Annotated in this window: 23 protein-coding genes; 17 read left to right on the top strand and 6 right to left on the bottom strand. The window is 55.1% G+C overall.

Translation table 11 applies throughout. The features are described from left to right. Window positions 1–98: 98 nt before the first annotated feature. The 15 genes from fliD to P8T57_RS13160 all read left to right on the top strand — a co-directional run bounded on the left by fliD (window position 99) and on the right by P8T57_RS13160 (window position 19,026). Window positions 99–1,871, top strand: coding sequence for a flagellar filament capping protein FliD (gene fliD, locus P8T57_RS13230; RefSeq protein WP_341363359.1), 1,773 nt, complete (start codon window positions 99–101; stop codon window positions 1,869–1,871). 57 nt (window positions 1,872–1,928) lie between these two features. Next, the gene (fliS, locus tag P8T57_RS13225; RefSeq protein ID WP_341363358.1) at window positions 1,929–2,444 is read left to right on the top strand and encodes a flagellar export chaperone FliS; all 516 of its coding nucleotides are present in this window, start codon (window positions 1,929–1,931) and stop codon (window positions 2,442–2,444) included. 212 nt (window positions 2,445–2,656) lie between these two features. Continuing rightward, window positions 2,657–4,273 (top strand): flagellar hook-length control protein FliK, encoded by a 1,617-nt coding sequence (locus P8T57_RS13220; RefSeq protein WP_341363357.1) that lies wholly within the window; start codon window positions 2,657–2,659, stop codon window positions 4,271–4,273. A 21-nt stretch (window positions 4,274–4,294) separates the two neighbouring features. After that, a complete protein-coding gene (locus P8T57_RS13215; protein ID WP_114095377.1) occupies window positions 4,295–5,068 on the top strand; it encodes a flagellar hook capping FlgD N-terminal domain-containing protein in 774 nt (257 codons plus the stop codon). 51 nt (window positions 5,069–5,119) lie between these two features. After that, a complete protein-coding gene (locus P8T57_RS13210; protein ID WP_114095378.1) occupies window positions 5,120–6,832 on the top strand; it encodes a flagellar hook-basal body complex protein in 1,713 nt (570 codons plus the stop codon). Window positions 6,833–7,143: 311 nt separating this feature from the next. Continuing rightward, the gene (fliF, locus tag P8T57_RS13205; RefSeq protein ID WP_083379450.1) at window positions 7,144–8,796 is read left to right on the top strand and encodes a flagellar basal-body MS-ring/collar protein FliF; all 1,653 of its coding nucleotides are present in this window, start codon (window positions 7,144–7,146) and stop codon (window positions 8,794–8,796) included. Between the two features lie 81 nt (window positions 8,797–8,877). Continuing rightward, the gene (locus P8T57_RS13200; protein WP_341363356.1) at window positions 8,878–10,068 is read left to right on the top strand and encodes a FliH/SctL family protein; all 1,191 of its coding nucleotides are present in this window, start codon (window positions 8,878–8,880) and stop codon (window positions 10,066–10,068) included. Beyond that, window positions 10,058–10,420, top strand: a complete 363-nt coding sequence (gene fliN, locus P8T57_RS13195) for a flagellar motor switch protein FliN (protein WP_007091338.1) — start codon at window positions 10,058–10,060, stop codon at window positions 10,418–10,420. Before P8T57_RS13200 ends, fliN begins: the two co-directional genes overlap by 11 nt. A gap of 22 nt (window positions 10,421–10,442) precedes the next feature. Beyond that, window positions 10,443–11,237 carry a MotA/TolQ/ExbB proton channel family protein gene (locus P8T57_RS13190; RefSeq protein ID WP_007091337.1) on the top strand — a complete coding sequence of 265 codons (795 nt, stop codon included), beginning with the start codon at window positions 10,443–10,445 and terminating at the stop codon, window positions 11,235–11,237. Window positions 11,238–11,295: 58 nt separating this feature from the next. Further along, on the top strand, window positions 11,296–12,873 hold the full coding sequence (locus tag P8T57_RS13185) for a sigma-54 dependent transcriptional regulator (RefSeq protein WP_341363355.1): 1,578 nt from the start codon (window positions 11,296–11,298) through the stop codon (window positions 12,871–12,873). An 85-nt stretch (window positions 12,874–12,958) separates the two neighbouring features. Next, entirely contained in the window at window positions 12,959–15,115 is a 2,157-nt protein-coding gene (flhA, locus tag P8T57_RS13180) for a flagellar biosynthesis protein FlhA (protein WP_007091335.1), read from the top strand. A gap of 24 nt (window positions 15,116–15,139) precedes the next feature. Then, on the top strand, window positions 15,140–16,126 hold the full coding sequence (locus P8T57_RS13175) for a GTP-binding protein (RefSeq protein ID WP_341363354.1): 987 nt from the start codon (window positions 15,140–15,142) through the stop codon (window positions 16,124–16,126). Beyond that, window positions 16,123–16,911 (top strand): MinD/ParA family protein, encoded by a 789-nt coding sequence (locus P8T57_RS13170; RefSeq protein ID WP_037989531.1) that lies wholly within the window; start codon window positions 16,123–16,125, stop codon window positions 16,909–16,911. The genes P8T57_RS13175 and P8T57_RS13170 overlap by 4 nt, the downstream gene beginning before the upstream one ends. 4 nt (window positions 16,912–16,915) lie before the next feature. Further along, window positions 16,916–18,526: a hypothetical protein gene (locus tag P8T57_RS13165; RefSeq protein ID WP_341363353.1), complete on the top strand. Its 1,611-nt coding sequence runs from the start codon at window positions 16,916–16,918 to the stop codon at window positions 18,524–18,526. A gap of 98 nt (window positions 18,527–18,624) precedes the next feature. Beyond that, on the top strand, window positions 18,625–19,026 hold the full coding sequence (locus P8T57_RS13160; RefSeq protein ID WP_007091331.1) for a hypothetical protein: 402 nt from the start codon (window positions 18,625–18,627) through the stop codon (window positions 19,024–19,026). On the opposite strand, the gene P8T57_RS13155 is transcribed toward P8T57_RS13160, so the two are convergent. The 4 genes from P8T57_RS13155 to P8T57_RS13140 all read right to left on the bottom strand — a co-directional run bounded on the left by P8T57_RS13155 (window position 19,027) and on the right by P8T57_RS13140 (window position 23,341). Then, window positions 19,027–19,581 carry a 2OG-Fe(II) oxygenase gene (locus P8T57_RS13155; RefSeq protein WP_063095174.1) on the bottom strand — a complete coding sequence of 185 codons (555 nt, stop codon included), beginning with the start codon at window positions 19,579–19,581 and terminating at the stop codon, window positions 19,027–19,029. A 135-nt stretch (window positions 19,582–19,716) separates the two neighbouring features. Further along, window positions 19,717–20,412, bottom strand: coding sequence for an ATP-binding cassette domain-containing protein (locus P8T57_RS13150; protein ID WP_063095176.1), 696 nt, complete (start codon window positions 20,410–20,412; stop codon window positions 19,717–19,719). A gap of 7 nt (window positions 20,413–20,419) precedes the next feature. After that, complete coding sequence (locus P8T57_RS13145) at window positions 20,420–22,105, bottom strand: ABC transporter permease subunit (RefSeq protein ID WP_341363352.1); 1,686 nt, start codon at window positions 22,103–22,105, stop codon at window positions 20,420–20,422. 6 nt (window positions 22,106–22,111) lie between these two features. Further along, the gene (locus tag P8T57_RS13140) at window positions 22,112–23,341 is read right to left on the bottom strand and encodes an ABC transporter substrate-binding protein (RefSeq protein ID WP_341363351.1); all 1,230 of its coding nucleotides are present in this window, start codon (window positions 23,339–23,341) and stop codon (window positions 22,112–22,114) included. A 205-nt stretch (window positions 23,342–23,546) separates the two neighbouring features. On the opposite strand from P8T57_RS13140, the gene P8T57_RS13135 reads away from it, so the two are divergent. Next, window positions 23,547–24,284 carry a TerC family protein gene (locus P8T57_RS13135; RefSeq protein WP_037989522.1) on the top strand — a complete coding sequence of 246 codons (738 nt, stop codon included), beginning with the start codon at window positions 23,547–23,549 and terminating at the stop codon, window positions 24,282–24,284. Then, on the top strand, window positions 24,281–24,760 hold the full coding sequence (locus P8T57_RS13130; RefSeq protein ID WP_037989520.1) for a YbaK/EbsC family protein: 480 nt from the start codon (window positions 24,281–24,283) through the stop codon (window positions 24,758–24,760). The genes P8T57_RS13135 and P8T57_RS13130 overlap by 4 nt, the downstream gene beginning before the upstream one ends. 6 nt (window positions 24,761–24,766) lie before the next feature. On the opposite strand, the gene P8T57_RS13125 is transcribed toward P8T57_RS13130, so the two are convergent. Further along, window positions 24,767–25,195, bottom strand: coding sequence for a flagellar FliJ family protein (locus P8T57_RS13125; protein ID WP_037989518.1), 429 nt, complete (start codon window positions 25,193–25,195; stop codon window positions 24,767–24,769). Window positions 25,196–25,247: 52 nt separating this feature from the next. After that, a complete protein-coding gene (fliI, locus tag P8T57_RS13120) occupies window positions 25,248–26,747 on the bottom strand; it encodes a flagellar protein export ATPase FliI (RefSeq protein WP_341363350.1) in 1,500 nt (499 codons plus the stop codon). Between the last annotated feature and the right edge of the window lie 10 nt (window positions 26,748–26,757).

Raw genomic sequence — 26,757 nt, 5'->3', positions numbered from 1 at the left:
ATCGGGCTTTCCGGAAAAGGCACGCTTCTTGCGTAGAAAACCGTGTTAAGGCAAGAAGTGCAATAGTTGCCTACCGACGTGCCCAGGGAGCTAACCAAATGAGCAGCGTAAACCTGAATAACATCTATGTTGGCGACAACGGCCGAATCCAACTTTCGGGCGGATCTTCGAACATCGACTTTGTTGATGTTGTCGACAAGATGATCGCTGCACGTCGCATTCCTGCGGACTCTCTGGAAAAACGGATTGAGTCCAATGACGACAAACTGAAAGCTCTGAAAGATCTTCAGAAATTGATGGGAACGCTCAAGGATTCCATGGCGAATCTTTATGGGGCGACCAGCTTTGACAAATCGAAGAATATTTTCGAGTCAAAACAGATATATGCATCGACCGACAGTTCGACCACTGCAGGCGAGTTGATTGGTATCACCGCATCCAATGCTGCGGCAACCGGCTCCTACTCTTTTGAAGTCGATCAAATCGCGACCAAACACAAGCTTTCAAGTGACACGATTGGTGTCGCAGCTGGCGCAGATGCGACAGGAATATCCGGTACAGGCCAATTTACGATTACCGGCGGCACGGGAAGCTCGCAAATTACCGTGAATGCTGGTGATACCTTGCAGGATATTCGCGACAAGATTAACAACCTCACGGACAGCACAGGCGTTCAGGCCTCTGTAATCAAAGTCTCGCCGACGGAAAGCACACTGATCTTTACTTCGACATCAGAAGGCGAAGACAATCGGATTTCCTTTAGCGATGACACTGGTGCAGTTCTGCAAAATCTTGGCGTTCTAAGTGATCCAACCACCATCAACGCGGCAAACGTGATTGATGGTGGAAACAATGCCCTAATCAAACTTGACGGGGTTACTGTTAGCCGTTCTTCAAACGAGTTTTCGGATCTTGTCGACGGGTTGAGCATCAGCCTTTATGATGCGGAACCCGGAACAAAGATCAAAATTGATGTTGAACAGGACTTGAATCAGGCCAAAACAGCCATCGTGGGTTTTGTTGACGCATATAATGCCGTGCAATCCTTTATCAACGAAAAAACATTTGTTGATCCGACCACAGGCGAGGCATCCGAAGATGCTATTCTGCTGGGCAATTCGACAGTTAAAACCATTGAATCCGCGTTACAGCAAATTGCAGGTTCATTCGCCCAAGGCGTGACCGACAGGGCCGGCAAGGATGATTATTCGGTTCTGGCTGAAATCGGCATTGATTTTATTGCGTACGGCACCAACCAGGATTCCTTGCTCAATAACACGCTTAAAATTGACGAAACCAAATTGAACGATGCTCTTCTTAAAGAGCCAGATGAAGTTATGGAGCTCTTCCTGTTCCGCAGCAAATCCGACAATTCGGATTTGACCATGACAGGCTTCAGTGGCAAAACCAATGCTGCGGAATACAGCTTTAATATAGATGCATCCGGTGGCACACTGAATAGTGTTACGTATGATATAACCGTTGACGGTGTTACAACCACAGGCAAGACAGCCATGATCAACGGAAATACCGTAACGACCGCCGATGGTCTGCGCTTGATCTATAGCGGTGACGGAAATGCCGCAAGCACCGCAACATTAAACACAAGCAAAGGCATCGGGGCTCAGATCTTTTTCGAACTCGATTCGCTGTTGAAAGATGAATCCGGCACCCTAAGCCAGGAAATCACTGCACTCGAAACCCAGAACACATCCTATCAAGACAAGATTGATCGGATTGATGAGCGTCTGGCAAGCCAGCGTGAAAACCTGATGGACCGGTTCATCAACATGGAAACGGCCTTGGCCCGCATGAAGAACATCCAGAACTCTCTCGATGAATTGATGGCGGCAGGAAAAGATAAGAATTAACTTTTTGCTGCCATACATGCACACTGACAGGACGCCTAGCAGACCAAGGAGTGTAGCATGAACGAACGTGCAGCACAGACGTACAAGAATCAGCAAGTCAATACAGCATCCCCCGCCAAGATGGTTTTCATGCTGTTTGAGAAGACGCTGTCGTGCTTGCAGGAAGCTCTTCGCGCGATCGAAGACAAAGATATCCAGAGACGCTGCAATGCCAATTGCAAGGCACAGGAACTTATTGCACATCTGTCGAACACACTGGATATGGATCAAGGTGGTGAAATCGCTGCCAACCTTGAACGTTTATATACCCACTGTATGATCCGGTTGATGGATGTTGATCGCCACAATAGCGCCGACGCGGCAAATGAAGTTATCCGCCTTTTGACGCCTTTGCGTGATTCCTGGGCCGCTCTTGCAGACAAAAGTGAAGACGATATGCGTCAGGCTATTATGGCGGTTCAGCAAAGCCAGCCTCGTCCTCAAATGCAACCTGTTCCGCATCAGCGTTCCCACGCATCTACTGACGAGAATCAGAATCGGCTGCGGTCTTCCGGTTTGTCAATTTCTGCCTAGCTTTTCTTGGCGTAGTACCGTGTCCGCGTACCATTTCAAGCCCCCACTCGGGGGCTTTTTTGTTGATGACGTTTAAGGAAAAGAAAGCCCGGCAAAAAATACCTTCTGATCGAGACATAGGCCAAGTAGTTGTTTTATATAGAGTTTCTTAACGCTCAAAACTGGCCCGTCTTTTGCAGATGTTGTGACACTGTTTTAAGAAGGACCATGTCATGAACAGCTCTGCGATTATCAGATCGGCATCTCCTACCGTATCCATTCCGGGCCAAACTGCGTCTGCCAGCAGCGACGTATCCTTTGGCGACGTGATGGAGCAGATCACTGACAACTGGGCAGAACGCAACGCTCAGGTCCAACATGACACGGCAAAAAATGCCCATGCACAAATCCGCGAGAATATAGAGGCAAGACGCAGCGACACCGCAAGCAGCAAGTCGCGCGATGATTATACCAAACCCGATGCACCGCGGACCAATACCCCTGTCAATAATGATGACCGTGATCGTTATGACGATGTCAACGCAGCGGACACCGGTGATGATGCCAACCCGGCACGTGATGTAGCCGATAAAAAGGGTGACAACACACGCGACGATCTGGATGAAACCCAAACGGCACCAACGAATGATTCCAAAGAAGCTTCTGGCGGGCAGAATGATGAAGCGGCCAATGCCGATCAGCCTGCGAAGGTGAAAGACGAAACTGTCGCTTCTGCAGATCCTGCTTCGCAAGATGAGCAGACGATTGATCCGAATATGGTCGCGGTACCCGCTGTCAATCCGGCTGCTCCCCCGCAAACATCTGGAAGTACGGTTACGCGGACAGCGACGGAAGTCGCAGGAACAACGGCTCAGCCTGTTTCAGCAAATCCGGCGCAGAATGCCGAGGGCACTACTGACGGATTGATGAATTCCACCGCCCTATCGCAACCCGCAGCGGGTGCAACGGCAAAATCTGCTCTTAACGGTCTGGATGGAACCGGCTCCGCTGCCGACGACAATGACAGCTTTATCGCCAAGGTCGTTGATGCCATGAGCGGCGAAGGTAATAGCAAATCCGGCACAAAAACAGAGAACTCGGGCACCAGCACCAGTGCTGCGAACGCAAACAGCAGCGCGGCTCAGCAAAACCCTGCTTCGACGGGTAATGCGACGGCTGCGAACGGCACCAGTCAGGCCGCTCAGCAGGCAATGGCTGCTGCGGCAAATGTGCCGAATATGCAACCAGGCGTACAGGCACAGACCGCAACGACCGGTAATGCAGCAACAACCATCAATGCAACCGGATCAAGCGAAAGTACAAGTCAGACAGCCAATGGAACGCTTACCGGCAACAGCAACCTGACCCAAGGCAATTCTGCCGGGCAAACCGCGCATACGGCGCGCAGCGCCCCCGCCCAGCAGGTGCAACAGCAGGTCGCGGTTCATATCCGCAATGCCGCCAGCGAGGGTGTGGACAAAATTTCGGTCCAACTGCGCCCCGAACATTTGGGCCGGGTCGATGTGAAACTTGAAATCAGCCATGATGGCCGTGTTCAGGGCGTCATTCAGGCCGATACACGCGAAACACTCGACATGCTCCGTCAGGATTCACGTGCTCTGCAACAGGCGCTCAAGGATGCTGGCCTGAACGCAGACAGCCAAAGTTTCACCTTCGAGCACAGGAACGAAGGCGGCCAAAGCCAGGAAGGCAACGGCCAATCCAGAATGGCAAACAATTCTGGCAGCATGCCTGATGAAGGCGATGTCATGAGTGGTGCCGAGCTCGCTGAGCATGTCGCGATTGGCTATGGGATCAATCCCAACGGCCTCGTTGATATCCGGATTTAGGAAAGGTAGGGGAACAGGACCATGACCGTTTCATCAACTACCAATATTGGCGTGGCAGGAAACAATACAAATGCTGCCTCCAGCAGCTCCGCCAGCCAGTTGGCCCAGAACTTCGACACGTTCCTGACGCTGTTGACCACCCAGCTCAAGAACCAGGATCCGACCTCGCCGATGGAAAGTGACAAATTCACCGACCAGCTGAGCCAGTTCGCCCAGGTGGAGCAAGGAATCCAGAGCAACAAGAACCTTGAAAACCTGCTTGCGATGCAAAGCCAGCAGCGTCAGCTTTCCGCCCTGTCCTATGTCGGGGCAGAAATCGAGGCTGTTGGTGATACCAACTGGCTCGAAGAGGGTGGCGAGCTCAAATACAAATACAACATCTCGCCAGAAGTTCCGCGCCTGCAATTGCAGGTTCAGGATCAAGACGGCAAGACGGTTTATTCCGAAGATCTCACCGACATTTCCGGCCTCCAGAACTTTACCTGGGATGGCAAAAACAATAGCGGCGTCGCGCAGGCCGAAGGTGCTTATACCCTCGTGCTTAAACCGATGGCCGCCAACGGTGATACGTTCAAGGACGAAAAAGGTAAACCGGCCTCGATGGCGATTGGCATCATTGGCAATGTCGACAGCGTCGATATTGGTGATGACGATATTTATCTGCGTATCGGTGACGTTTCTGTACCGTTCGGAACGCTGACCAACGTCAAACTTGGCGCGAACAGCACGGATACCGGAACCGAAACCGGCGACAACAATAATACCGGAACAGACGAACAGGACGAAGCAGCCTGAGGGCTTTCATCCGGATTTTGATCAACACCCTGTAGGTGCAGGAGAAATACAATGAGCCTTTTTGGTGCTATGATTTCCGGTGTATCCGGCCTGAATGCCCAGTCGCAAAACCTGGGCGTCATTTCGGATAACATCTCGAACCTCAACACGGTTGGTTACAAGGGTACCGTCGGGCGTTTTTCAACGCTTGTCACGGAATCTGCAACCAACACCCGTTACACCCCCGGTGGTGTGCGGTTCCATCCGACGGCCCTGATCAGCAAACAGGGCCTGTTGCAGGCGACATCGTCAAATACAGCCGCAGCAATTTCCGGTGATGGTTTCTTTGTTGTCCGTGATACGAATACTCCCGGTTCAGACAACGAGATTTTCTTCACACGTGCAGGTGATTTCAAACCGGATGATGACGGCTATCTGCGCAATACCGCCGGATATTACGTTCAGGGTTGGGCGACGGATCGTAACGGTGGTCTTCTTGATCCGACCGGAACGGCAACGACGTCGAACAGTTCGGCGATCTCTGATTTGCAGGTTCTTGATATCAACTCGATCCTGACAGCAGCGGCGTCAACCACAACCATCGAGTTCGGGGCAAACCTTAATGCCAACGAAACACCGCTGGCCGGTGGGTCGAATGTTTCGACAACGTTGGGCATCAACGGGACGGCTGCCCTTGCCGGTCAGGCCGGTATTGCCGCCGGTGACTCTTTTGATATCACCTATAACGGTACCACCACGACAATAACGATAACCGGCACGGATACGCTGGCAGACATCGCGACAAAAATCAGCGCGGTGACGGGCGTCAGTGCGACGGCCACCACAACCGGTGCCAATGATACCCTGACCATTAACGGTTCGTTTGCCGATCAGGATGTTGTGATTACCAACAACAACAACACCCCTCTGACCGCCCTTGGCTTTACAGGCCCGTTCCCGGCGACACTGGCAGCAACCTATACAGGAGGTAATCTGGCGTCAGGGGCTGTTGCTGAAAACAACAGGATGCCCGTGACAATCTATGATTCCCTTGGATCGGCACATGTTGTCGAATTGCAGGTTATCAAATTGGGCCAAAACCGCTGGGGGTTTGAACTGACAGGCAGTACTGGTGCGGACGAACTTGATCCGACCCTTCATCCTAACGGATTGATCCAGTCCGGTATCATTACCTTTAACGGTGATGGTAGCCTGCGGACCTTTACCGATAATGCCGGAACAACAAGTCTGGTGGATCAGGATATTGCTGTTAACTGGAGCAATGGTTCAAATGCAAACCAGATCACAATTGATCTCGGTACAGTTGGCCTGACGAATGGTATCACGCAGTTTGGCGCAGGTTCGGACTCGAACGGCAACCTCGTAGAATATGACACCCGCTTCATTAACCAGAACGGTGCGCAGGCAGGTTCGATGGTTAACTACGGCTTCACCGAAGATGGCTTCCTTCAGGTCGAATTTGCCAACGGTGTAAAACGCCCGATTTACAAACTGGCGATCGCCACCTTCGAGGCACCTGACGAGATGGAAAACCATACTGGCAACGTTTACCGCCAGACACGTGAATCGGGTGACTATCTACTGCGTGAGCCGGGTCTGAATGGTGCAGGTAACGTTGTGGCATCCGCGCTTGAATCGTCGAACGTCGACCTTGCCGAGGAGTTCACAAACATGATCGTGACCCAGCGCGCCTATTCGGCAAACACCAAGACGATCACCACGACCGATGAAATGCTCAGCGAGCTGATCCGTATCAAACAGTAATTGATTGAGGCCATCGGGGCGGTTTTCCTGCCCCGATGCACTGCATGTTTACAGGGACTCGCCCGGCTTTTTTTAGCCGGGCTTCTTTTTTGGGAACAGAATACCTACATAGGGGGCAGCATATTGAACGTGCCAAAGATTCAAATGATTCAAATCGCTGGCGAATTTTGAACACATTACTGGGCAATAATTGCCGGTCGTTAACCTGTTCTTCAATATGCGCTTCTATTCGTTGATGATACTGGTAGCTATTGTGCGGACATCTGCCGGTATTGGGGACAGTGGTAACAATCGATCCGGAGCAGTCGAACGTGGGCGGTTTATTGCAAACGCTTAAAGGTCTTGGACCGACACGCCTGATGGCCATCAGTGGCGTCGGGGTGTTGCTGCTTGTGTTTTTTGCATTCCTTATTCTGCGTGTTTCGGCACCGAATATGGAGTTGCTATATCGTGATCTGAACCCGGCGGATGCGAGCCAGATCGTAAACCGTCTCGAAGAACAGCAGGTTTCCTACCAGCTTCTGAATAACGGCACCGAAATTCTTGTACCCGCCGATCAGGTCAATCGAATGCGCCTGTCAATGGCGGAAAGCGGGTTGCCGACCGGCGGCTCCGTCGGGTACGAAGTGTTCGATAGTGGCAGCGGCCTTGGTGCAACAAGTTTCGAACAGAACATTAACCATGTTCGCGCCCTTGAGGGCGAATTGGCCCGTACCATAGCCTCCATACAGTCCGTTCAACAGGCTCGTGTACATCTGGTTTTGCCCAAACGTCAGATGTTCTCGCGCGAGACCCAGGAAGCCAGCGCGTCAATTGCCGTTAAAATGGCCGGTGGGGAACTGAAACCCGAACAGGTTATAGCGATCCAGCATCTTGTTGCTGCGGCTATTCCCCAGCTGACACCAAGCAAGGTTTCCATCATTGATGAACGCGGTCGTCTTCTGGCGCGTGGTCAGGGTGAAGAACAATCTTCAACCTTCCTGACCCAGACCGCCGATGAGATGCGCATCCGCAACGAAACGCGTCTGCGCAACACGATCGAAGATCTTCTTTCCCGGTCCCTTGGTTATGGCGAAGTTCGTGCCGAGGTGTCTGTCGAAATGGACTTCAACAAGGTGACGACAGCGGACGAGCGATTTAATCCCGACGAACGGGTGGTGCGCTCTAGCCAGACGATTGATGAAAACTCGACCAACAGCGAGACAGAGGGTGCAGACCCGGTTACGCTGCAGAACAATCTTCCGGATCCCAATCTTGGTGGAGCACAGGGTGCTGGCACCAACAGTCAGGAAACCCGTTCCGAGGAAACTGTCAATTACGAGATTTCCAAAACCACGACCACCAAGGTCAAGGAAATCGGCGAAATTTCGCGTGTGACTGTGGCGGTTCTGGTCGATGGCACCTACACAACAGATGAAAACGGCGAACGGCTTTATCAGGAGCGCTCGCCTGAAGATCTGGAAAAGATTGCGGCCCTCGTTCGTAGCGCAATCGGTTATGACCCGGCGCGCAGTGATCAGGTCGAAGTGATCAATATGAGATTTGCCGATACAGCAGACCTCTTCGCGGATGAAGCTGTCGAAACATTCCTTGGTCTTGATAAGGCAGAAATCTTCCGCATCGCAGAAATGCTGGTGCTGGCAATTGTCGCGATCCTTGTGATCCTGCTGGTGGTCAGGCCGCTGCTGACCCGTGCGTTCGAAACACTGCCAAGTGCCGCCGACATGGCACAGCGCCAGTTGCTGTCTGAAGACATGTCCGCAGACGGCACCCCCGCATTGACAGGCCCATCCCCCGTACCGATGGCGCCGGGGATGAGTGATGAAGGCGAAGAACTGATCAACCTGTCGATGGTCGAGGGCCGGGTTAAAGCATCTTCGGTCAAGAAAATTGGTGAAATTGTCGAAAAGCACCCGGAAGAGGCCCTGTCGATCATTCGCAACTGGCTTTATCAGGAAACCTGATATGCCTGAAGGTTCATTCATGGGCAGGTTGGCGTAAGGCCGCCGGCCTGCTTGTCGCACAAATCAAACCAGCGGTTCGATATGACGGCCATTGAAAAATTCAAATTCTCGCTCAGTTTCGATGATGCCGATAACGTCATTCGTTCGTCCGGTTCGGATGATGAACATTATTCTCTGGGCAAAAAGAAAAAGAAGAAAGAGGACGAAGCCCCGCCTCCGCCTCCGGCGGTTTATACCGAAGAACAGGCCGCCCAGATGATCGCAGAGGCCGAGGCAGCTGCGCGCGAGGCCGCCGACGCAGAGGGCTTTGCGCGCGGTGTCGAACAGGGCCGCGCGGAAATCCAGTCATCCCTGCAACAGGCTTTGACAGATACGTCAGCAAGACTTGCCGAAAAACTTGCGCAAATTGACGAACAACAGAAACGCGCCAATGCCCGCATCAACGAGGATGCCATTCATGTTGCCGTCGGCATCATGCGCAAAATCGCCCCAGCCTGGTCAAAACAGTTCGAACTGACTGAAATCGAAAGCATAGTCCGTCAGTGCCTTGCCAATCTGTTCGATGTTCCCAAGGTGATCGTTCAGGTCCACCCCGATATCAGCGACATGGTTTCCGAAAGTGTTGAAAAAATCGCACAGTCGCGGGGTTTTTCGGGTAAGGTCGCGGTTGTTGGCGAGCCCGATATTGATCTGGGTGACTGCCATGTATCGTGGGGTGACGGAACGGCTGTGCGGGAAACCAAACGCATCTGGGCCGAAATCAACGATATCGTCGAACGTGTCCTTCAAAATCATAGCGAGGAGCACGAGTTTGAAGAAAATGACATGGGCGATCCTGATGTCCAGAACACCCGGCTTGCTGACCTTCCGCCCGCCCCCCGCCCGGCAAGTCCAGAAACCCCGTCGGCGAAACCGGAAACAACCGTTTCGGGGCATGATTTGACACCAACCTATGCGACAGAACCTGATACTTCCGAAATGCAGGCCGCCCCGACAGGTGATAATCATATCGGGGATAGTGGAACCGGATCACACCAAGCCGGTCAACCGACAGGCCAGATCGAAGAAGGTCATGGCACAGAACAGGTTAATATGCCAACATCCCCCAAGGATGATGCGTCGCACACTCAGATCCGGGATGAGGAGAAAAGCGATCCGCGACAACAGGATGGGAACCCGTTGCAGGAAGATCGCAACCCCGATACCCGGGACGAAACAGAAGCCGATGTGACGCAGGAAGCTCAAGGATCAGGAGACGAAAATGGCCGATGATGACGATCTTGAACTCTCGGAACTCGATAATGATGATATCGAGCTAGAGGGCGAAGGTACCGAACTTCTGGCCGCCGCCGAGATCGGCAGCGATGCCATGAAGACCTCCAAGGATCTCGAAGCGGTTTACGACATTCCCGTTCAGGTTTCGGCAGTCCTTGGAAAAGCAACCATGCAGGTAAGTCAGCTGCTAAAACTGGGGCGTGGCGCAGTGGTAGAGCTTGACCGCAAGGTTGGGGAAGCTATTGATATTTATGTAAACAACCGTCTGGTCGCACGCGGCGAAGTGGTGGTTGTCGAAGACCGTCTGGGGGTAACCATGACGGAAATCATCAAGTCCGAGAAAAACTAGTCTTTTGAGAGGATGAGCGGGTATGGCGGACGGGGGGACTAAAACGTCGTTTGATATCGCGACGGTTGCGGGGCTGGCTATTGGCTTCGCACTTATTATCGCGGCGATCGTATTGGGGGGATCGCCCGGGGCATTTATTGATATTCCATCCGTTCTGATCGTGATCGGCGGCACGGCTGCGATTACCGCTGTGTGTTTTGCGCTGGGCGAATTCCTGGGGGCTGGCAAGGTTCTGATGCGCACGATTTTCCACAAATCGCGCAACCCTGCCGATGCTGCCCTGCAAATCCTGCAACTGGCTGAAATCGCCCGCAAAGGCGGGGTCCTATCGCTTCAGGGGCATCTCGACAGTCTGCAAAGCGAGGAATATCTTTGGAAGGGACTGTCGCTTGTCGTCGATGGCACACCACCCGAAGAAGTCGAAGCCATCATGCGCAAGGACATGAACGCCACCATCGGTCGCCACCAGAAAGGTGCAAACATCATGAAAAAGGCTGGCGATATCGCGCCGGCCATGGGGCTGATCGGGACACTGATCGGTCTGGTGCAGATGCTGGGCAACCTTGATGACCCGTCCTCGATCGGGCCGTCCATGGCAGTTGCCCTTCTGACGACTTTCTATGGTGCGGTTCTGGCAAACATGGTTTTTATGCCGCTTGCTGCCAAACTTGAACGCAACTCGGGCGAAGAAGAACTTTTGAATTCGGTCTATATGGTGGGGGCCGTCTCCATCGGGCGACAGGAAAACCCCCGTCGTCTGGAAATGCTGATCAACTCCATCCTGCCCCCGTCAAAACGGGTCAGCTATTTCGATTGATCGGTGAAACCCGCCAATTGAAATTGCCATTGGGAACGAAGCGGAAAGAGATGAGACTATGCAGGTATTGATCGTTGGTGGACTGGGCGGTCAGATCGGCGCAGCCAGCAAGATCGCGATGGCACGCGGCGCAACAGTCCAGTTGGCCGAAAGTGTCACGACATCGCTGAATATCCTGCGCGCAGGCAACCGTATCGATCTTGTCATGGCTGACATCACCCTTGATGTTGCAGCCTTGATCGAAGCCATGCATCGTGAACGGATCAATGTCCCGGTTGTCGCGTGTGGCATCGGCAATGACGTCAATGGTGCGGTCAATGCCATCAAGGCCGGTGCCCAGGAATTCATCCCCCTGCCCCCCGAAGCCGACCTGATTGCCGCCATCTTCGAGGCCGTCACCGAAGAAAGCCATGCCCTGATCCATCGCGATGCCCGCATGGCGGAAACCCTTCGTCTGGCAACCCAGGTCGCCAACAGTTCCGCCTCCATCCTGATTACGGGCGAAAGCGGTACCGGCAAGGAAATCATATCACGCTTTGTTCATCGTAAATCCAACCGGGCGGACAAACCATTCGTTGCCGTGAACTGTGCTGCGATTCCCGACAATCTTCTTGAATCCGAACTGTTTGGCCATGAAAAAGGTGCATTTACCGGCGCGCAGGCCCGACGCATCGGAAAGTTTGAAGAAGCCAATGGCGGTACCCTTTTGCTTGATGAAATCAGCGAAATGGATGTCCGCCTTCAGGCAAAGCTGCTGCGCGCCATTCAGGAAAAGGAAATCGACCGTCTGGGCGGTAAAAGCCCGGTCAAGGTCGATGTCCGTATTCTCGCGACCTCGAACCGCAATCTTGAGGCCGAAGTCAATGCGGGCAACTTCCGTGAAGATCTTTATTTCCGCCTGAACGTCGTCAATCTCGATATTCCTTCGCTGCGCGAACGGCCTGACGATATTCCGGTTCTGGCGGAATTCTTTGTAAAAAAATATTCCGAAGCCAACGATGTGCCGATCCGCCCGATCAGCCCGCTGGCAATCACGCGTTTGCGTAGCCATCACTGGCGTGGCAATGTTCGCGAACTTGAAAATACCATGCACCGCGCCGTCCTGATTGCCGGTCCGACGGAAATCGGCCCCGAAGCCATAATGCTTTCGGGTGCCGGAAGCAGCGAACCGGGCTGGCAGTCTGCTCCGCCCCCCGAAACAGCGGCACCTGCCCCGGCTCCTTCGCAGCCAGCCCCCAGTGCGCCGTCCCGCGCAAGTTCGGCCTATGCCAATGCGGCTTATGGTGGTGCGGCCTATCGTCCGATTCCCCCGGCACAGCAGGCACCATACGCACCTGCCCCGCTGCCTGATCATCACGACGATTATGCAGCACCCTGCCCGGCAGCACCGGTCGACCATGATGCGGATGGCGCCGATCAAACCAACGCGGATTCATCGGTCACGGCAGCCCTGGTCGGTCGCACGGTTGCAGATGTCGAACGCGATCTGATCATCGATACGCTGAAACATTGCTTTGGCAACCGCACCCATGCGGCAAACATTCTGGGCATTTCGATCCGCACACTGCGCAACAAGCTTCGTCAATATACCGACGAAGGCCTTGCCGTGCCGCAACCTGGCAATGGTCAGGACTGATTATTACAAAACGACCGGTGCACCCCATATCAGAACAAGGGATGCATTCCCGGGATCGCGCAACATAGGGTAACCAGAAGTCAACATGGCCGACGGTCGAGACATCACACCGGCAGGATCTGACGGGTCGCAAGGCCCCCAAAGCGCAGGCGGCCTGAATATGGCTGGTATCCAGTCACGCGTCCGGTCGGCCATGAAACGTGGCGATATCGCCATGGCGCTTGGCTTCATCCTGATCCTTGTGGTCATGATGTTCCCAATGCCGCCCTGGCTGCTCGACTTCCTGCTCGCCCTGTCGATCAGCTTCTCGGTGCTGATCCTGATGACGTCGCTATTCATCCAGAAACCTTTGGAATTCAACTCTTTCCCGATGATCCTGCTGGTCGCGACGTCGCTTCGACTGGCGCTAAACATTGCAACCACGCGTCTGATTCTGGGCCACGGACACGAAGGCACCCATGCTGCCGGTGCGGTGATCGAAGCATTCGGCAGTTTCCTGATCTCGGGCAATTTCGTGATCGGGATTATTGTTTTTGCCATCCTTGTGATCATCAACTTTGTGGTTATCACCAAGGGTTCCGGTCGTATCGCCGAAGTCGCTGCACGCTTCACCCTTGATGCCATGCCCGGTAAACAGATGGCGATTGACGCCGATCTGTCATCGGGTCTGATCAACGAAGCGCAGGCCAAGGCACGCCGCAAGGAACTGGAAGATGAAAGCTCGTTCTTCGGTTCCATGGATGGTGCATCCAAATTCGTCCGCGGTGATGCGGTTGCAGGTATCCTGATTACCTTCATCAACGTGATCGGCGGCATTATTATCGGCACCGCCCAGATGGGCCTATCACTGGCCGAAGCCACTGAAACCTACACGATCCTGACTGTTGGCGATGGTCTGGTGTCGCAGATTCCCGCCCTGATCGTCTCGACGGCCGCTGGCCTTCTGGTCACCAAGGGCGGCCTTGACGGCGCAACTGAAAAGGCCGTTTTCGGACAGGTAAGCAATTACCCCGCAGCTCTTGGTGTTGCCTCGGCGATGATGGCCGGCATGTCGCTTTTGCCAGGCATTCCGATGGTCTGGTTCCTTGGTCTGGCGATTGTGCTGGGCTACCTTGCGTGGCATTTGGGCCGAAAACAGAAAGAAGCCGCCGCCAACGCCCAGATGGAAGAAGCCCAGACCGCCGCGGATGCCGCAGGCCCGCCACCCGAAGAACCGATCGCCAATGCGCTTCGCATGGATTATGTGCGGCTTGAACTCGGATATGGCCTGCTGTCGCTGATCAGCACCGAACGCGGCCAGAAGCTGACCGATCAGATCAAGGCACTACGCCGTCAGTTGGCGACCGATATGGGCTTTGTCATGCCCAGTGTGCGTATTCAGGACAATATGCAGCTTCCCGCCAATACCTATGTTCTGCGCGTCAAGGAAATCGAGGCAGGCCGTGGCGACCTTCGCCCCAACATGCTGCTGGTCATGGACCCGCGCGGCGAGGAAATCACCCTTGCCGGTGAAAAAACCATGGAACCGACCTTCAACCTGCCGGCCATGTGGATCGAACAGGGCATGAAGGAAGAGGCCATGTTCCGTGGCTATACCGTTGTTGACCCGCAAACCGTGATCACCACCCATATTACCGAGGTGATCAAGGACCACATGCCCGAACTTCTGTCCTATGCCGAAACCCAGAAGCTTCTGGACGAGCTCGACGACGACCAGAAAAAACTGGTCGAAGACATCGTACCGGGTCAGGTTTCCGTTGGCGGGGTTCAGCGCGTTCTGCAAAACCTTCTGACCGAACGCATATCGATCCGCGATCTGCCGACCATTCTTGAAGGAATTGCGGAATCCACCGCCTTTACGCGTAATCCGACCTTCATGACCGAACATGTGCGATCCCGCCTGGCACGACAGTTGTCGGATGTGAATACCAACCATGATGGCGTGATCCCGCTGGTGACCCTGTCACCGCAGTGGGAACAGATATTTGCCGAAAGTCTGGTTGGCTCTGGCGAGGAAAAGCAACTTTCGATCCCGCCAAGCCAGCTTCAGGAATTCATCAACAAGGTTCGCACCACGTTCGAGCGACTTGGCATGATGGGCGAAAGCCCGGTTCTTTTGACCAGTCCCGGCATTCGTCCCTATGTCCGATCCATTGTCGAACGGTTCCGGCCCACCACGGTTGTCATGTCGCAAAACGAAATCCATCCCAAGGCCCAACTCAAAACCATGGGGCAGATATGATGATCCGTTGCGAGGGGACAGCATATGCGCCTTAAGACGTTCAGCGCCCCGACCATGACCGAGGCGATGGCACTGGTCAAAGAGCATATGGGATCGGATGCCATTATCGTATCGACCCAGGATATCCCGGGCACGGGCGTGCGGCTGACCGCGGCCCTTGATCGCGATCCGGATCTGGATTTCGATATCGCGGATCAAGGCCCTCCGGGTCATCAGGAACTGTTTGATCACGCACAAGAAGCCCTTGTCCGTCATAATCTGCCCGAACGGCTGCGTTTGCGGCTTTGTGATCTTATGGGCCGCGAAAGCGGTGCCACTACCGCACAGCAATTACTGGCATCTGCACTGGACGAGATTTTTGATTTTTCGCCGTTGCCGGAAAAAAACACGCCGCGTGCCTTGGCCTTTGTCGGCCCGCCCGGTTGCGGCAAAACGCTGGCGGTTGCCAAAACTGCTGCCCGTGCGGTGATGAAAAAGCGAAAAGTCGCGGTTCTGACCACCGATTACAAACGCGCAGGCGGTGTGGCCCAGCTTGAGGCATTCACCCGTATCCTGAACATCAATCTGTCACTGGTCAAAACACCCGAAGAATTCAAAGCCCAGTTTGCCCGTATGCGGGATGCCGACATGGTTCTGGTCGACACGGCAAGCTGCAATCCCTATGTCGATGCCGACATCAAGGCACTGGGCGATTTCATGTCCGTTGTGCCAAGCGAACCCGTACTGGTCAATCCCGCCGGGATTGATGCCGACGAATGTGCCGATATCGCCAATGCCTTTGCCGATTGCGGCGTTGCGCGCATGGTGATTTCCCGACTGGATGTTGCATCGCGCCTTGGCGGCGCGTTATACGGTGCAGATTCAGGAAATCTTTCCCTTTGCAATGTCAGTATGACGGCCCAGGTCGCAGACGGTCTAACCGCAATAAGCCCCGTCGCCCTGGCCAAACTTCTGATACCGTCCCATCGCGCCGAGAACGCGAAACCGAGTTTCTCCGAGGTCGTGAAATGACTGCCAAGTCTGATGAAGTATCCAAAACTGCTCCGCGCGCCAAAGGCCGCAACGTCCTTGCCATCGCATCTGGCAAGGGGGGCGTGGGCAAGACCTGGTTTGCCATTACCCTGACCCATTCGCTGGTGCGCGAAGGCAAAAAAGCCCTGTTGTTTGATGGTGATCTTGGCCTTGCCAACATCGACATCCAGCTTGGCCTGATGCCCAAACATGATCTGGGCGGGGTGATTTCCGGACGGATCGGTTTGCGCGATGCCGTAACCCCCTTCCCCGATGGCGGCTTTGACATCATTGCCGGGCGCAGCGGATCGGGCAGTCTTGCCAATCTGCCCGTGACCCGTCTTCAGGCCCTATCCGATGATTTGATCCAGACCGGTAAAAGTTACGACAAGGTCCTGATCGACCTTGGCGCGGGTGTTGATCAGGGCGTGCGTCAGATGACCAGCCTTGCCAATACGGTGATTGTCATCACCAACGGTGATCCGACATCGCTGACCGATGCCTATGCCTTTATCAAGGTCACACATATGGCGCGACCCAAAACCGATATCCGGGTGGTGGTGAATATGGCCAAGGACCGCAAGGAAGGCGAGGCGATCTACAACAAGCTTCTTAAAGCCTGCGAAGGTTTCCTGAAAATCAGCCCGCCACTTCTGGGTGTTGTACGTGCCGATCCGCGTGTTTCCGAATGCATTCGGTCACAGACCCCGCTTCTGATGCGCCATCCCAATTGCGATGCCGCCCACGATATGGAAGCGATCACGCAAAAGCTGCTGGAGGGCTGACGCCATGACTCTCCCGCCACAAGCCGTAACACCAGGCACTGCCGTTGGCGGTCAGGGCGGTGCGACGGCCGGCGGGGCATCGGGTAGTCCACAGCCGCCTTCTAAGGTCAGTGCTGCCCAGCAGGTCGCCAATGCCATTGCAAAACTGCCGGTCGAAAGCCTGCTTCAGGCGTCTGTTCAGTCGCGTTCGGGTAATGAACTGACTCTTCTGACCAGTCTGGGGCAGGTTAATATAAAACTGCCAACACCCCTTCCAACCAATCTGGGGGACTTTCTTTGGGTGCGGATCATGCCCCAGGGACAGCCGCAGCAGGGCAGCGATCCCGCAGCCGCCCTTCGCCTTCAGGTGCTGCCGCAAACGCTGACACCGGGCACAACCGGAACTGGCGGCGGATTGCCGACCACCGGGATCAATGGCAACGTTCTGATCCCCGGCCAGGCCTTTAACGCCATCACAACAAGCAGCCTGACCTTGCCTAATGGCAGTCAGTTACCCGCCGGAAGCCAGACACAGGTTATCTTTGTCGGTCAGGGTGCCGTCAGTGCCGGCAAGGCCGCCCAGATTGCCAACATGAATGCAACTGGCACCATGACACCCACTATAACAACCGGCGGCGCGCTGGGAACGCCATCGGGTGCGGGTATCTCAGGTCAGGTTGTCGCAGGCGGTACAGGTGCGGCCGGAACAGCAACCCCGCTGGTGCTGACCGGGACGGTTCTGCCACCCGATAGCGCCGAAGCCCGGACGTTGCCGAACGGCTTTACCGCCCTTCGCACATCTGCCGGTGTTGTCGGCATCAAATTGCCGGTTCCAGCCCCGGTTGGTGCGACCCTGTCGTTTAGTGTCGATGCCAATACCGCCGCCGGACGCGGCACTCAAGCCCCTCCGATGACAGAGGCAGAATTGATTGCACGCGGGCAGAACGCAGCCCTGTCACGAGACTGGGGCAGTTTGCAGCAGGCGGTGACCGCACTGGCACAACACGATCCGGGCGCGGCAGCGGCTCTGTTGAACAATATTCCGCAGGCCGGACCGAAACTGACCACCACGATGATGTTCTTTTTTGCCGCCATGACCGGCCCCGGGGGAACAGCACGCGGCTGGTTGGGGGATCGCGCCAGCAACAGCCTGTCATCGATTGACGGGAACGGCGACGATATTCTTAAAAAGCTCGAAGGCGATTTCAGCAGATTGCGGGGCATGGCCGCCGACGAACGCCCGGATGGCTGGCGTGTGATGCCGATGCCGTTTCAGATGGGGGAACGAATCGAACAGGTTCGTCTGGCATGGCGACATGGCGACGACGAAAACGAGAAAGGCGAAAGGGAAGAACCCGGCACGCGCTTTCTGCTCGACCTGTCTTTCAGCGAAGTCGGCCACACCCAGCTTGACGGTCTGGTCAAAGGCGAAGACAGCAAGTTCGATTTGATCGTGCGCACTGAAAATCCACTGCAATCTGATAATCGCGACGATATTCGCGGCATCTTCCGCGAGGCTTTGCAAATCTCCGGCTACAAGGGGCACCTGATTTTTCAGGATGGCTCGCGCTTTGTTGAAATTGCCCCGCCGGTCAACGAAGCAGTTGTCAACCGGCATCGCGGGATTGACGCATAAGCGGCCATTCGCCCCACCTGCCCCGGAAAAGAAGCCTTTTCGTTCCCGAAAGGTGGGGGTAATCTTGATTATCAAACGAATAAACGCAGGTAGGCCTGATGCTGGAAATATTTGAACGTCGAAACCTGTTGCTGACAGAACATAATCCCGGTGCACAGCTTGATTATGTCGTGACGTTGCAAAGCGAACTGAGCGGATGCGAAACCGTGTTTCCGGCCCGTATGACCCTGCGTTATGTCCCGGACCGCCTGATCATAAAACCCGATTGCCTCGCGGAATATTTCGCCGAAATCGCGCGTATCCCGTTTGATAATTTCGAGACCGCAGCCGTGCTTCTCATGGAAGATTTCAACAACGAAATCATTCCGCGCTGGATCAATCTGCGCCTTGACAAGCAAAAGGCCGACAATGCCAGCGTCCAGCACCACGAAGCCGCACTCGAAGACCGGCAGCCGAAATGGCACAACCCACGCCTTCTGGACCGGTTGGAACGGTATTGATCAGCGGAAAGGCGTTCCATGCACCCATTGGGTAAGCGAATAACGCAGGCCCGCTGTCGTCGGGGCGACGCGGTGCAGAACGAAGCTCGGGAAAAAGATCGCCGTGCCACGTTCCATCGGCGCATCAAAAACATGCCCCGCCGGGTTTAGCTGCAACAAACCGCCTTCATACTGGTCGGGTTCAGATAGCTGGATCACCATGGTCAGTTTGCGACGGCGTGCAATATCGGATGCGCCAACGTCGCTGTGCCAGTCATAGTGACCGCGCTGATCCCCGGCATAGCAGGCAATCTGTGCATCTTCGGCGAATTCCGACAAAGAAAAATCAAACACATTGCGGTTTACATCCGCAACCATGTCAACGATCCGGCGCATGACGGCCGGTTCCTGTGTCTCGTTAAACCAGGTGATCTGTGACCGGCGGATATGGCTTGCCGACTGGCCCTGAACAAGGCCACCATCGTCAAGTTTTTGCGAAAATCCGTCAATCAGTCGATTGCAGGTTGCACGATCAAGCGCATCCGGGACGATCGCATACATTTCTTCTGGAAACATTCACGACATTCTCCAATGCCGCATGGGCCTTTGATTTCGTGTTTCGGGCCCAAGACAATTCTTTGCGGTGCGCTTCTCTTAGGACCAAACGCACCGATTGACCAGCGCGAAAATCATGCAAGAAGCGCGTGCATGCTATACCGGATTTATGATCCTGCCGCCGGCTGCCGCCCCGTCATCGGGATCATGGGTCACCATCAGGGTTGGCAAACCACGCAACCGCGCCTGTTCAAAAACAAATGTCCTGATCTGATCCCGTAACTCGGTATCAAGCTTTGAAAAAGGTTCATCGAGCAAAAGTGCGCCGGGCTCGGACAGCAACACCCGCATCAGGGCGACACGCGCACGCTGCCCGCCGGACAATGTTGCCGGGTCACGGTCGGCAAAACCACCAAGCCCCGCACTTTCCAGCGCGTCCTCGATACGCGTTCTGCGTTCTAACCGCCCCCGAACACTTGATGGCAGGGCAAACGCCAGATTGCCGCCAACCGATAAATGCGGAAACAGAAGATCATCCTGAAACAGGATACCGACATGGCGATCCTGTGGTGCCAGACCATCCAGCCCCCGGCCATTCAGAACAACCTGCCCGCTGACCTCAAACCCGGCGGTTCCGCCCACCGGCAATGTTCCGCAAATATAGGTCAGCAGACTTGATTTTCCCGAACCGCTCGGCCCCATCAGCGTCACGATCTCGCCCGATTTGATGATGGTATCGATATCAACCAGTACACGCCCATTGAGGCGAATGGAAACCCGGCGTAATTCAAGACCTTTGGCAGTGGCGGGGGCGAGGGCGAGGGTGCTGTTATTGGTTTGTGTGCTGCTCATCGGCTGATCATATCCTGTTTCGGTTTCCCATGCCGCGCCGGTGGCGGAATAAAACCGCCGGGATCAGAAGGGCCAGGGCAAAACCGGCAAACGGCAGGATCATTTGCAAAAGCCCGTAAATCCCGATCATTCGCCGGTCTCCGCCTGATGCCAGTGCTACCGCCTCGGTCGTTACCGTCGCAAATCGCCCCGCCCCGATCAAAAGGGTTGGCAGATACTGCCCGACACTGACCGCAATGCCGACCGCAAAGGCGGTCAGAACCGCGCGGGTCAATAATGGTAGGCGCACCAACCAGAACACCCGCGCCGGTGATGCCCCAAGGCATAAGGCAGTTTGCAAATATCGAGGGTCAAGGGCGCGAAACGGATCGGCAAGTGAGAGAAAGATATAGGGCAGCACAAAGATCAAATGAACGATCACGACGGAAATCAACGTTCGTTCCAGCCCGATGCCGGTAAAAAACACCTGAAGCCCGAACATGAAGCTGATTTGCGGCATCAAAAGCGGCAGATAAATCAATAACATCGCCCCCTGCCCCGGATCTTGAAACCGGCGGGTTTCGTTTTCAAGACATCCCAGAACCAGGGTAATCGCCCCCCCGACCGAGAGAACCGCAATCATCAGTGTGGTCCAAAGTGTTGCACCTAGCATGTCATATTCGCGCATCCAAAGACGCAGACTGAAACTGCGCGGCAGAAACTCCGGAAAGGACCAGTACCCGGCAAAGCTCCAGACCAGAAGACTTGCCAGGCCCAGAAACACCGCAGCCGACGAGAGGATTGCCGTCACGGCGGCAAAGCTTCGAACGGTATCATCGCGTCGCCCGCGCATGCCGCCTTCGGCCCAGACATGCCCCCACCACGCCACAAGCTTTTCCCCACCCCACCAGATCGCCATCGCGATCATTACAAGAACAAATTGCAACATGGCCCCGGCAGAGGCCAGAAAACGACGCGACAGGTCCGGATCGGATAGCCAACCAAGAATGCGCACCGCCAGCGGTGCGGGTGTTGTTGGGCCAAGGATCATCGCGACATCAACGACCGAGGTCGAATAGGCCAGCACCGCCAATATCGGCAAACGGATTTGCGGATAGACCCGTGGCAGAACGGCTTTAAGCCAGCCAACCACGCGACCATATCCAAGTGTCAAGGCCACCTGCCGCGTCCGGTCGGCATCTGCCTGCGGCAGGGCCGCCAGCGTCATCAACAATAAAAACGGAATTTCCTTGGCAACCAGCCCGGCAATCAGGGCAATCCCCAACGGATCCTGCAAGGTCACAATATCGGGTGGACGTTCCCATCCGGCAAGCGGCGCGACCGCCCGAACGATCCAGCCGGTTGGTGCAATCAGAAAAGCCAGCCCAAAGGCCGCGGCTGCATGTGGCACTGAGAGGATCGGGGACAGCAATCGCTGCATCACACCAAAAATCCGCGTTCCCTGCCATGCGGCGCAAAATAGTATGACAACCAGAAACGAGATCAGTGTTGCGATCAAACCATTGATCAATGACAACCGGATCGAAATGCCAAGCCCCGGCTGATTGATCAAATCCCGCCAAGGATCAATCGATATTACATCGCCGCCAAGCGCCGGAAGATACCCGAATGCCGGTAATATCGTCCCGATCAGCCCGGCACAGACCGGGCCGATCATCAGGATAAGGGTAAAAGCCGGGAAAAGCCGGAGCATTTGGGCTTATTGCACCACGCCGTAGCGCTTCTGCCATTCTGTTTCAACCAGTTCCATCCAGCTTGGATGCGGTTCCGGCAGAACCGTGCCACGTTCGGAAGGCGACAGAGACGCAATGCCAAGATCCAGATCGGCAAAGGCCTTTTGCATGTCTTCTGGCAATTTATCCATCGCCAGTACCGTATCGGCTCCCCAGTATTGCGGGTCCTGTTTGCGCAGTTGGGCTTCGGGTGACATCAGGAAATCGGCCAGCACGACCGCCCCGGCCTTGGCCGATGCGTTATAGGGGATGGCAACGAAGTTGGTGTTGCCAAGCGTACCCTTGTCAAACACATAGGATCGCACTGTATCGGGCAGTTCCATCGCCTCGATTGCCGATGAGACTTCGCCCGAGCTAAACGAAAACGCGATATCGATCTGGTTATCGGCCATCATCGTACGTAGCGAGGCACCATTTTGCGGATAGGCCTGCCCGTTGCGCCACAATAGCGGTTGCAAGTCTTCGAGATATCCCCAAAGAGGTGCCAGAACCTTTTTGGCGTCCGTTTCATTGGCGGGCTGTTGCAGAACTTTCGGATCCTCAACCAGCTCGGTCAGGATTTGTTTCAGAAAGGTCGAGCCCATATAATTCGGCGGCTGGGGATAGGTGAAGCGCCCCGGATGTTTGACCAGCCATTCAAGCAAGGCTTGGGCTGACTTCGGTACGCTATCAAGGCGTGCGGTGTCATAATAGAAGCTGACCTGCGCCATACCCCACGGCGCTTCAAAGCCCATGGTCGGAACCGTGAAATCGTTGATTACGGTTGGCTTGCCTTCGACATCGACATAGGCAAAATTCGGCGTCTGTTCGGCCCACGGCCCAAACAGAAGGTCATTGCGTTTCATGGCGGCAAAGTTTTCACCATTCAGCCAGATCATATCGACCGCCCCGCCATCATCGACGCCAGCCGTCTTTTCCGACAACACCTTTGCCACTGCATCGGCCGTGTCGGAAAGTTTCACCTGTACGACATTCACACCGTATCGCTCCTGCACCTGGGCACCCGCCCACGCGATATAATCATTGATGCGCGGCTCCCCACCCCAGGCATGAAAATACACGGTCTGGCCGCGCGCCTGATCAAGAACCGACTGCCAATTGCCGATATCGGGGGCCGGGTCGGCTTTTGCGGGCATCGATACCATGGCCATTACAAGGCCTGTGACGATGCTCAGACCGGCGAAAAAAGCGCGCATACTGGAAATCCTTGTTGCTGAAGGGCCGGTCAACACTACCTGATTGAAGCAATCTGGCACCATCGGCGATACCTGTCTGTTTTGTTGCCATCATTTTTCCAATCTTGGCAGTCTAAAATCAATTCACGCTTGCGTTAGATGGCAGGTGTCTGGGCTTAATCGCTGCCGATGATTTTGGCACCCGTGACATAGGAACGAAAAGATCATGTTTGAATGGGTCACAGATCCGCATATGTGGATGGGGCTTGCGACTTTGACCGCGCTTGAGATCGTACTGGGCATCGATAACATCGTTTTCCTGTCGGTGATTGTTTCCAAACTCCCGAAAAATCAACAGAAATCGGCTCGCCGCATCGGCCTTATCGGGGCGATGGGCATGCGGCTTGTGCTTCTGGCCTGTATCGCCTGGGTGATGGAATTGACCGCCCCGCTGTTTGCCGCCTTCGGGCAGGAAGTCAGCGGACGTGACCTTATTCTGATTATCGGTGGTCTGTTCCTGATCGCCAAGGCGTCCAAGGAAATTCACCATACAATTGACGAACCCGAAGAACACGGCCCCGGCAAGATCATGTCGAGTTTTGCGATGACCATCACCCAGATCATGCTGCTTGATATGATATTCTCGCTCGACAGCGTGATTACGGCGGTTGGACTGGTTGATCATCTTTCGATCATGATGATCGCGGTTGTCCTGTCGGTTCTCGTCATGCTGGCAGCAGCCGGCACCATCAGCGATTTTGTCGAAAAGCACCCGTCGGTCAAAATGCTGGCGCTGGCCTTCCTGATTCTGGTCGGGTTTGTCCTGCTGCTTGACGGTGTCGAAATCCATGTTCCAAAAGGTTACATTTACTTCGCCATGGCATTCAGCCTGGGTGTCGAGACGCTTAATCTGATCAATCAGAAACGTAAACGCAAAGCCAAAGAGCTGGGAGCAACCAAATGAAACAGGTTTCACCGCCCTCGTGCCTGCAGAACGCCTTCAACAATCACCACCTTGGCCATGTCAAGGTTCTCGAATTCCCTGATGGCACACGGTCGGCCGCGGATGCCGCGGCGGCCATTGGTTGCGATGTCAGTGATATCGGCAAATCACTGGTTTTCATGACCGAAGGCAACAAACCGGTACTGATCATCATGAACGGTGCCGACCGGGTAGATGAAACCAAGGTTGCCCATCTGCTTGGCCTTGATATCCGCAAGGCAGATGCCAACGAAGTCCGCACCCATACCGGTTACGCCATTGGCGGTGTTCCGCCCTTTGGACATGTCGGCCCGGTCGAGACCCTGATTGATGAAAAGCTGCTTGCGAAAAAGATAATCTGGCTGGCCGCGGGCACACCCAAAACCGTGTTTTCCCTGATGCCAGATGAACTTCGCGCGGTGACGGGTGTTGACACGGGTGTGGATATTTCGGCCTGATCAGGCTTAGATCAGACCGTCATCACGTGTTGCCGAACGTGCGCCGATTTCATCAAGTTCGGCCTGCTCCTTGCGATCTTCTTCGGCGCGTTCTGCTTCGACACGGTTGCGTTCAGCGATTTCCGCGGTCTTGACGGCCTTGAACGCATCCGCGACCTCATCGCGGAACGCGTCGATTTTGGCTTCCTGTTCTGCGATCCGCTTTACCAGTGCTTCGCGCTCGAACACGACGGCACTGGCAAAGGGGCCATAGGCAAAACCGGCCAGTTCGGGGTTTTCGGCGGCAACCTTCTGCTCGGCTATCACGGCCTTTTCCAGCGCATCCTTTTCCGCCAGAAGATTGGTCAGTATGCCCTGCATTTCGCCAAGTTCGCGGCGTTTATCATCCAGCGCCCATTTGCGCATACGGATCAGTGTTTTGAAATCCTTGGCCATCGTGGTCAGTTACCTGAAATATGGCGGACGCGGCATCAGCATGATCATGTGATTACTGCTGATCGCGGCGAAGCGCACGTTTGGCCGCATTCAGATCATTACCCGGATTCGTCGCGGTTGAACGGCTATTGACCTGCGGGCGAAGCCGGTTGCGTTCCATAACGGTTGCGCCCTGCGGGTTGGCTGCCGGTTGGCCACCTGCATCCGGGACTTCCTGTTGGGCGGGTGCCAGATCAAGACGACGTGCCAATTCGGCATAACCATCGGCCAGCCGGGTACATTCGGTTTTACGCTGTTTGAGGAATTCCTCGATCAGCGGGAAGTAATGAATGGCTTCGTCCACCTTGGGATCCGTTCCCAGACGATAGGCCCCCAGACGGATCAGTTCCGCCATGTCTTCATAGGTTGCCAGCAGCTGACGGGCGCGCGAAACGATCTGGTTTTCATACTCGCTATTACATCCGGGCATGGTACGCGAAACACTGCGCAGGATATTGATCGCCGGATACCGACCCTGTTCGGCGATTGCGCGGTCCAGCACGACGTGGCCATCAAGAATACCACGCACCGCATCGGAAATCGGTTCGTTATGATCATCCCCGTCGACCAGAACGGTAAACAGGCCGGTCACCGATCCCTGCCCCGGCCCGCCCGGCCCGGCACGTTCCAGAAGGCGCGGCAATTCGGCAAACACCGTCGGGGTATAGCCCTTTGACGCGGGTGGTTCGCCGACCGAAAGGCTGATTTCGCGTTGCGCCATGGCAAAACGGGTCACAGAATCCATCATACACAGCACGTCACGCCCGGTATCGCGGAAGAATTCCGACAGCGCCATGGTCATATAGGCAGCCTGACGTCGCATCAATGGCGGCTCGTCCGACGTGGCAACCACGACAACAGACCTGCGAAGGCCTTCTTCGCCCAGATCGTCTTCGATGAATTCGCGGGCTTCGCGGCCACGTTCACCGATCAGGCCGACAACCGAAACATCGGATGTCGTATGGCGGGTCATCATCGACAGCAAACTGGATTTACCAACCCCGGACCCGGCAAATATGCCCATACGCTGCCCCCGGCAGCAGGTGAGAAAGGTATTCATCGCCCGCACACCCAGATCAATCTTCCCCGCCACACGCTGGCGCGAATGGGCCGATGGCGGTGCATTGCGGATCGGGTATGGTGTCGGTCCTTCGGTCAGCGGACCCTTGCCATCGACCGGCTGGCCGAACGCATTGACCACACGCCCCAGCCAGCTTTCATCGGGATAGACCTGTGGTTGGGTGTCGGCCAGTTCGACTTCACAGCCAATCCCGATGCCATCAAGCATCCCGAACGGCATCAAAAGTGCTCGTTCATTCCGGAAACCAACAACTTCGCAAATTACGGCCACACCATCACGGCGTTTGACCTTGCAACGATCCCCCACCGAAAGCGCCCCTTCGACCCCGCCAATTTCAACCAGCAGGCCAAGAACAGCGGTTACCCGCCCGACAGTCCGGTAATCCGGAATGCGGCGAAGTTCGGCGACAATATTTCGGCCAATCTGGAACACGTTTGCGCTT

The sequence above is a fragment of the Thalassospira sp. SN3W genome (assembly GCF_038070535.1).
GTDB classification, from domain to species: Bacteria; Pseudomonadota; Alphaproteobacteria; order Rhodospirillales; family Thalassospiraceae; genus Thalassospira; species Thalassospira xiamenensis.
The sequence above is the reverse complement of the archived record's forward strand: the minus strand, read 5'-3'. Positions and strand labels throughout refer to the sequence as shown.

What these genes read in the sequence shown, in the direction of transcription:
- fliD (WP_341363359.1), top strand. Translation starts at nt 99, where the DNA reads ATGAGCAGCGTAAACCTGAATAACATCTATGTTGGCGACAACGGCCGA.
- fliS (WP_341363358.1), top strand. Translation starts at nt 1,929, where the DNA reads ATGAACGAACGTGCAGCACAGACGTACAAGAATCAGCAAGTCAATACA.
- P8T57_RS13220 (WP_341363357.1), top strand. Translation starts at nt 2,657, where the DNA reads ATGAACAGCTCTGCGATTATCAGATCGGCATCTCCTACCGTATCCATT.
- P8T57_RS13215 (WP_114095377.1), top strand. Translation starts at nt 4,295, where the DNA reads ATGACCGTTTCATCAACTACCAATATTGGCGTGGCAGGAAACAATACA.
- P8T57_RS13210 (WP_114095378.1), top strand. Translation starts at nt 5,120, where the DNA reads ATGAGCCTTTTTGGTGCTATGATTTCCGGTGTATCCGGCCTGAATGCC.
- P8T57_RS13200 (WP_341363356.1), top strand. Translation starts at nt 8,878, where the DNA reads ATGACGGCCATTGAAAAATTCAAATTCTCGCTCAGTTTCGATGATGCC.
- fliN (WP_007091338.1), top strand. Translation starts at nt 10,058, where the DNA reads ATGGCCGATGATGACGATCTTGAACTCTCGGAACTCGATAATGATGAT.
- P8T57_RS13190 (WP_007091337.1), top strand. Translation starts at nt 10,443, where the DNA reads ATGGCGGACGGGGGGACTAAAACGTCGTTTGATATCGCGACGGTTGCG.
- P8T57_RS13185 (WP_341363355.1), top strand. Translation starts at nt 11,296, where the DNA reads ATGCAGGTATTGATCGTTGGTGGACTGGGCGGTCAGATCGGCGCAGCC.
- flhA (WP_007091335.1), top strand. Translation starts at nt 12,959, where the DNA reads ATGGCCGACGGTCGAGACATCACACCGGCAGGATCTGACGGGTCGCAA.
- P8T57_RS13175 (WP_341363354.1), top strand. Translation starts at nt 15,140, where the DNA reads ATGCGCCTTAAGACGTTCAGCGCCCCGACCATGACCGAGGCGATGGCA.
- P8T57_RS13170 (WP_037989531.1), top strand. Translation starts at nt 16,123, where the DNA reads ATGACTGCCAAGTCTGATGAAGTATCCAAAACTGCTCCGCGCGCCAAA.
- P8T57_RS13165 (WP_341363353.1), top strand. Translation starts at nt 16,916, where the DNA reads ATGACTCTCCCGCCACAAGCCGTAACACCAGGCACTGCCGTTGGCGGT.
- P8T57_RS13160 (WP_007091331.1), top strand. Translation starts at nt 18,625, where the DNA reads ATGCTGGAAATATTTGAACGTCGAAACCTGTTGCTGACAGAACATAAT.
- P8T57_RS13155 (WP_063095174.1), bottom strand. Translation starts at nt 19,581, where the DNA reads ATGTTTCCAGAAGAAATGTATGCGATCGTCCCGGATGCGCTTGATCGT.
- P8T57_RS13150 (WP_063095176.1), bottom strand. Translation starts at nt 20,412, where the DNA reads ATGAGCAGCACACAAACCAATAACAGCACCCTCGCCCTCGCCCCCGCC.
- P8T57_RS13145 (WP_341363352.1), bottom strand. Translation starts at nt 22,105, where the DNA reads ATGCTCCGGCTTTTCCCGGCTTTTACCCTTATCCTGATGATCGGCCCG.
- P8T57_RS13140 (WP_341363351.1), bottom strand. Translation starts at nt 23,341, where the DNA reads ATGCGCGCTTTTTTCGCCGGTCTGAGCATCGTCACAGGCCTTGTAATG.
- P8T57_RS13135 (WP_037989522.1), top strand. Translation starts at nt 23,547, where the DNA reads ATGTTTGAATGGGTCACAGATCCGCATATGTGGATGGGGCTTGCGACT.
- P8T57_RS13130 (WP_037989520.1), top strand. Translation starts at nt 24,281, where the DNA reads ATGAAACAGGTTTCACCGCCCTCGTGCCTGCAGAACGCCTTCAACAAT.
- P8T57_RS13125 (WP_037989518.1), bottom strand. Translation starts at nt 25,195, where the DNA reads ATGGCCAAGGATTTCAAAACACTGATCCGTATGCGCAAATGGGCGCTG.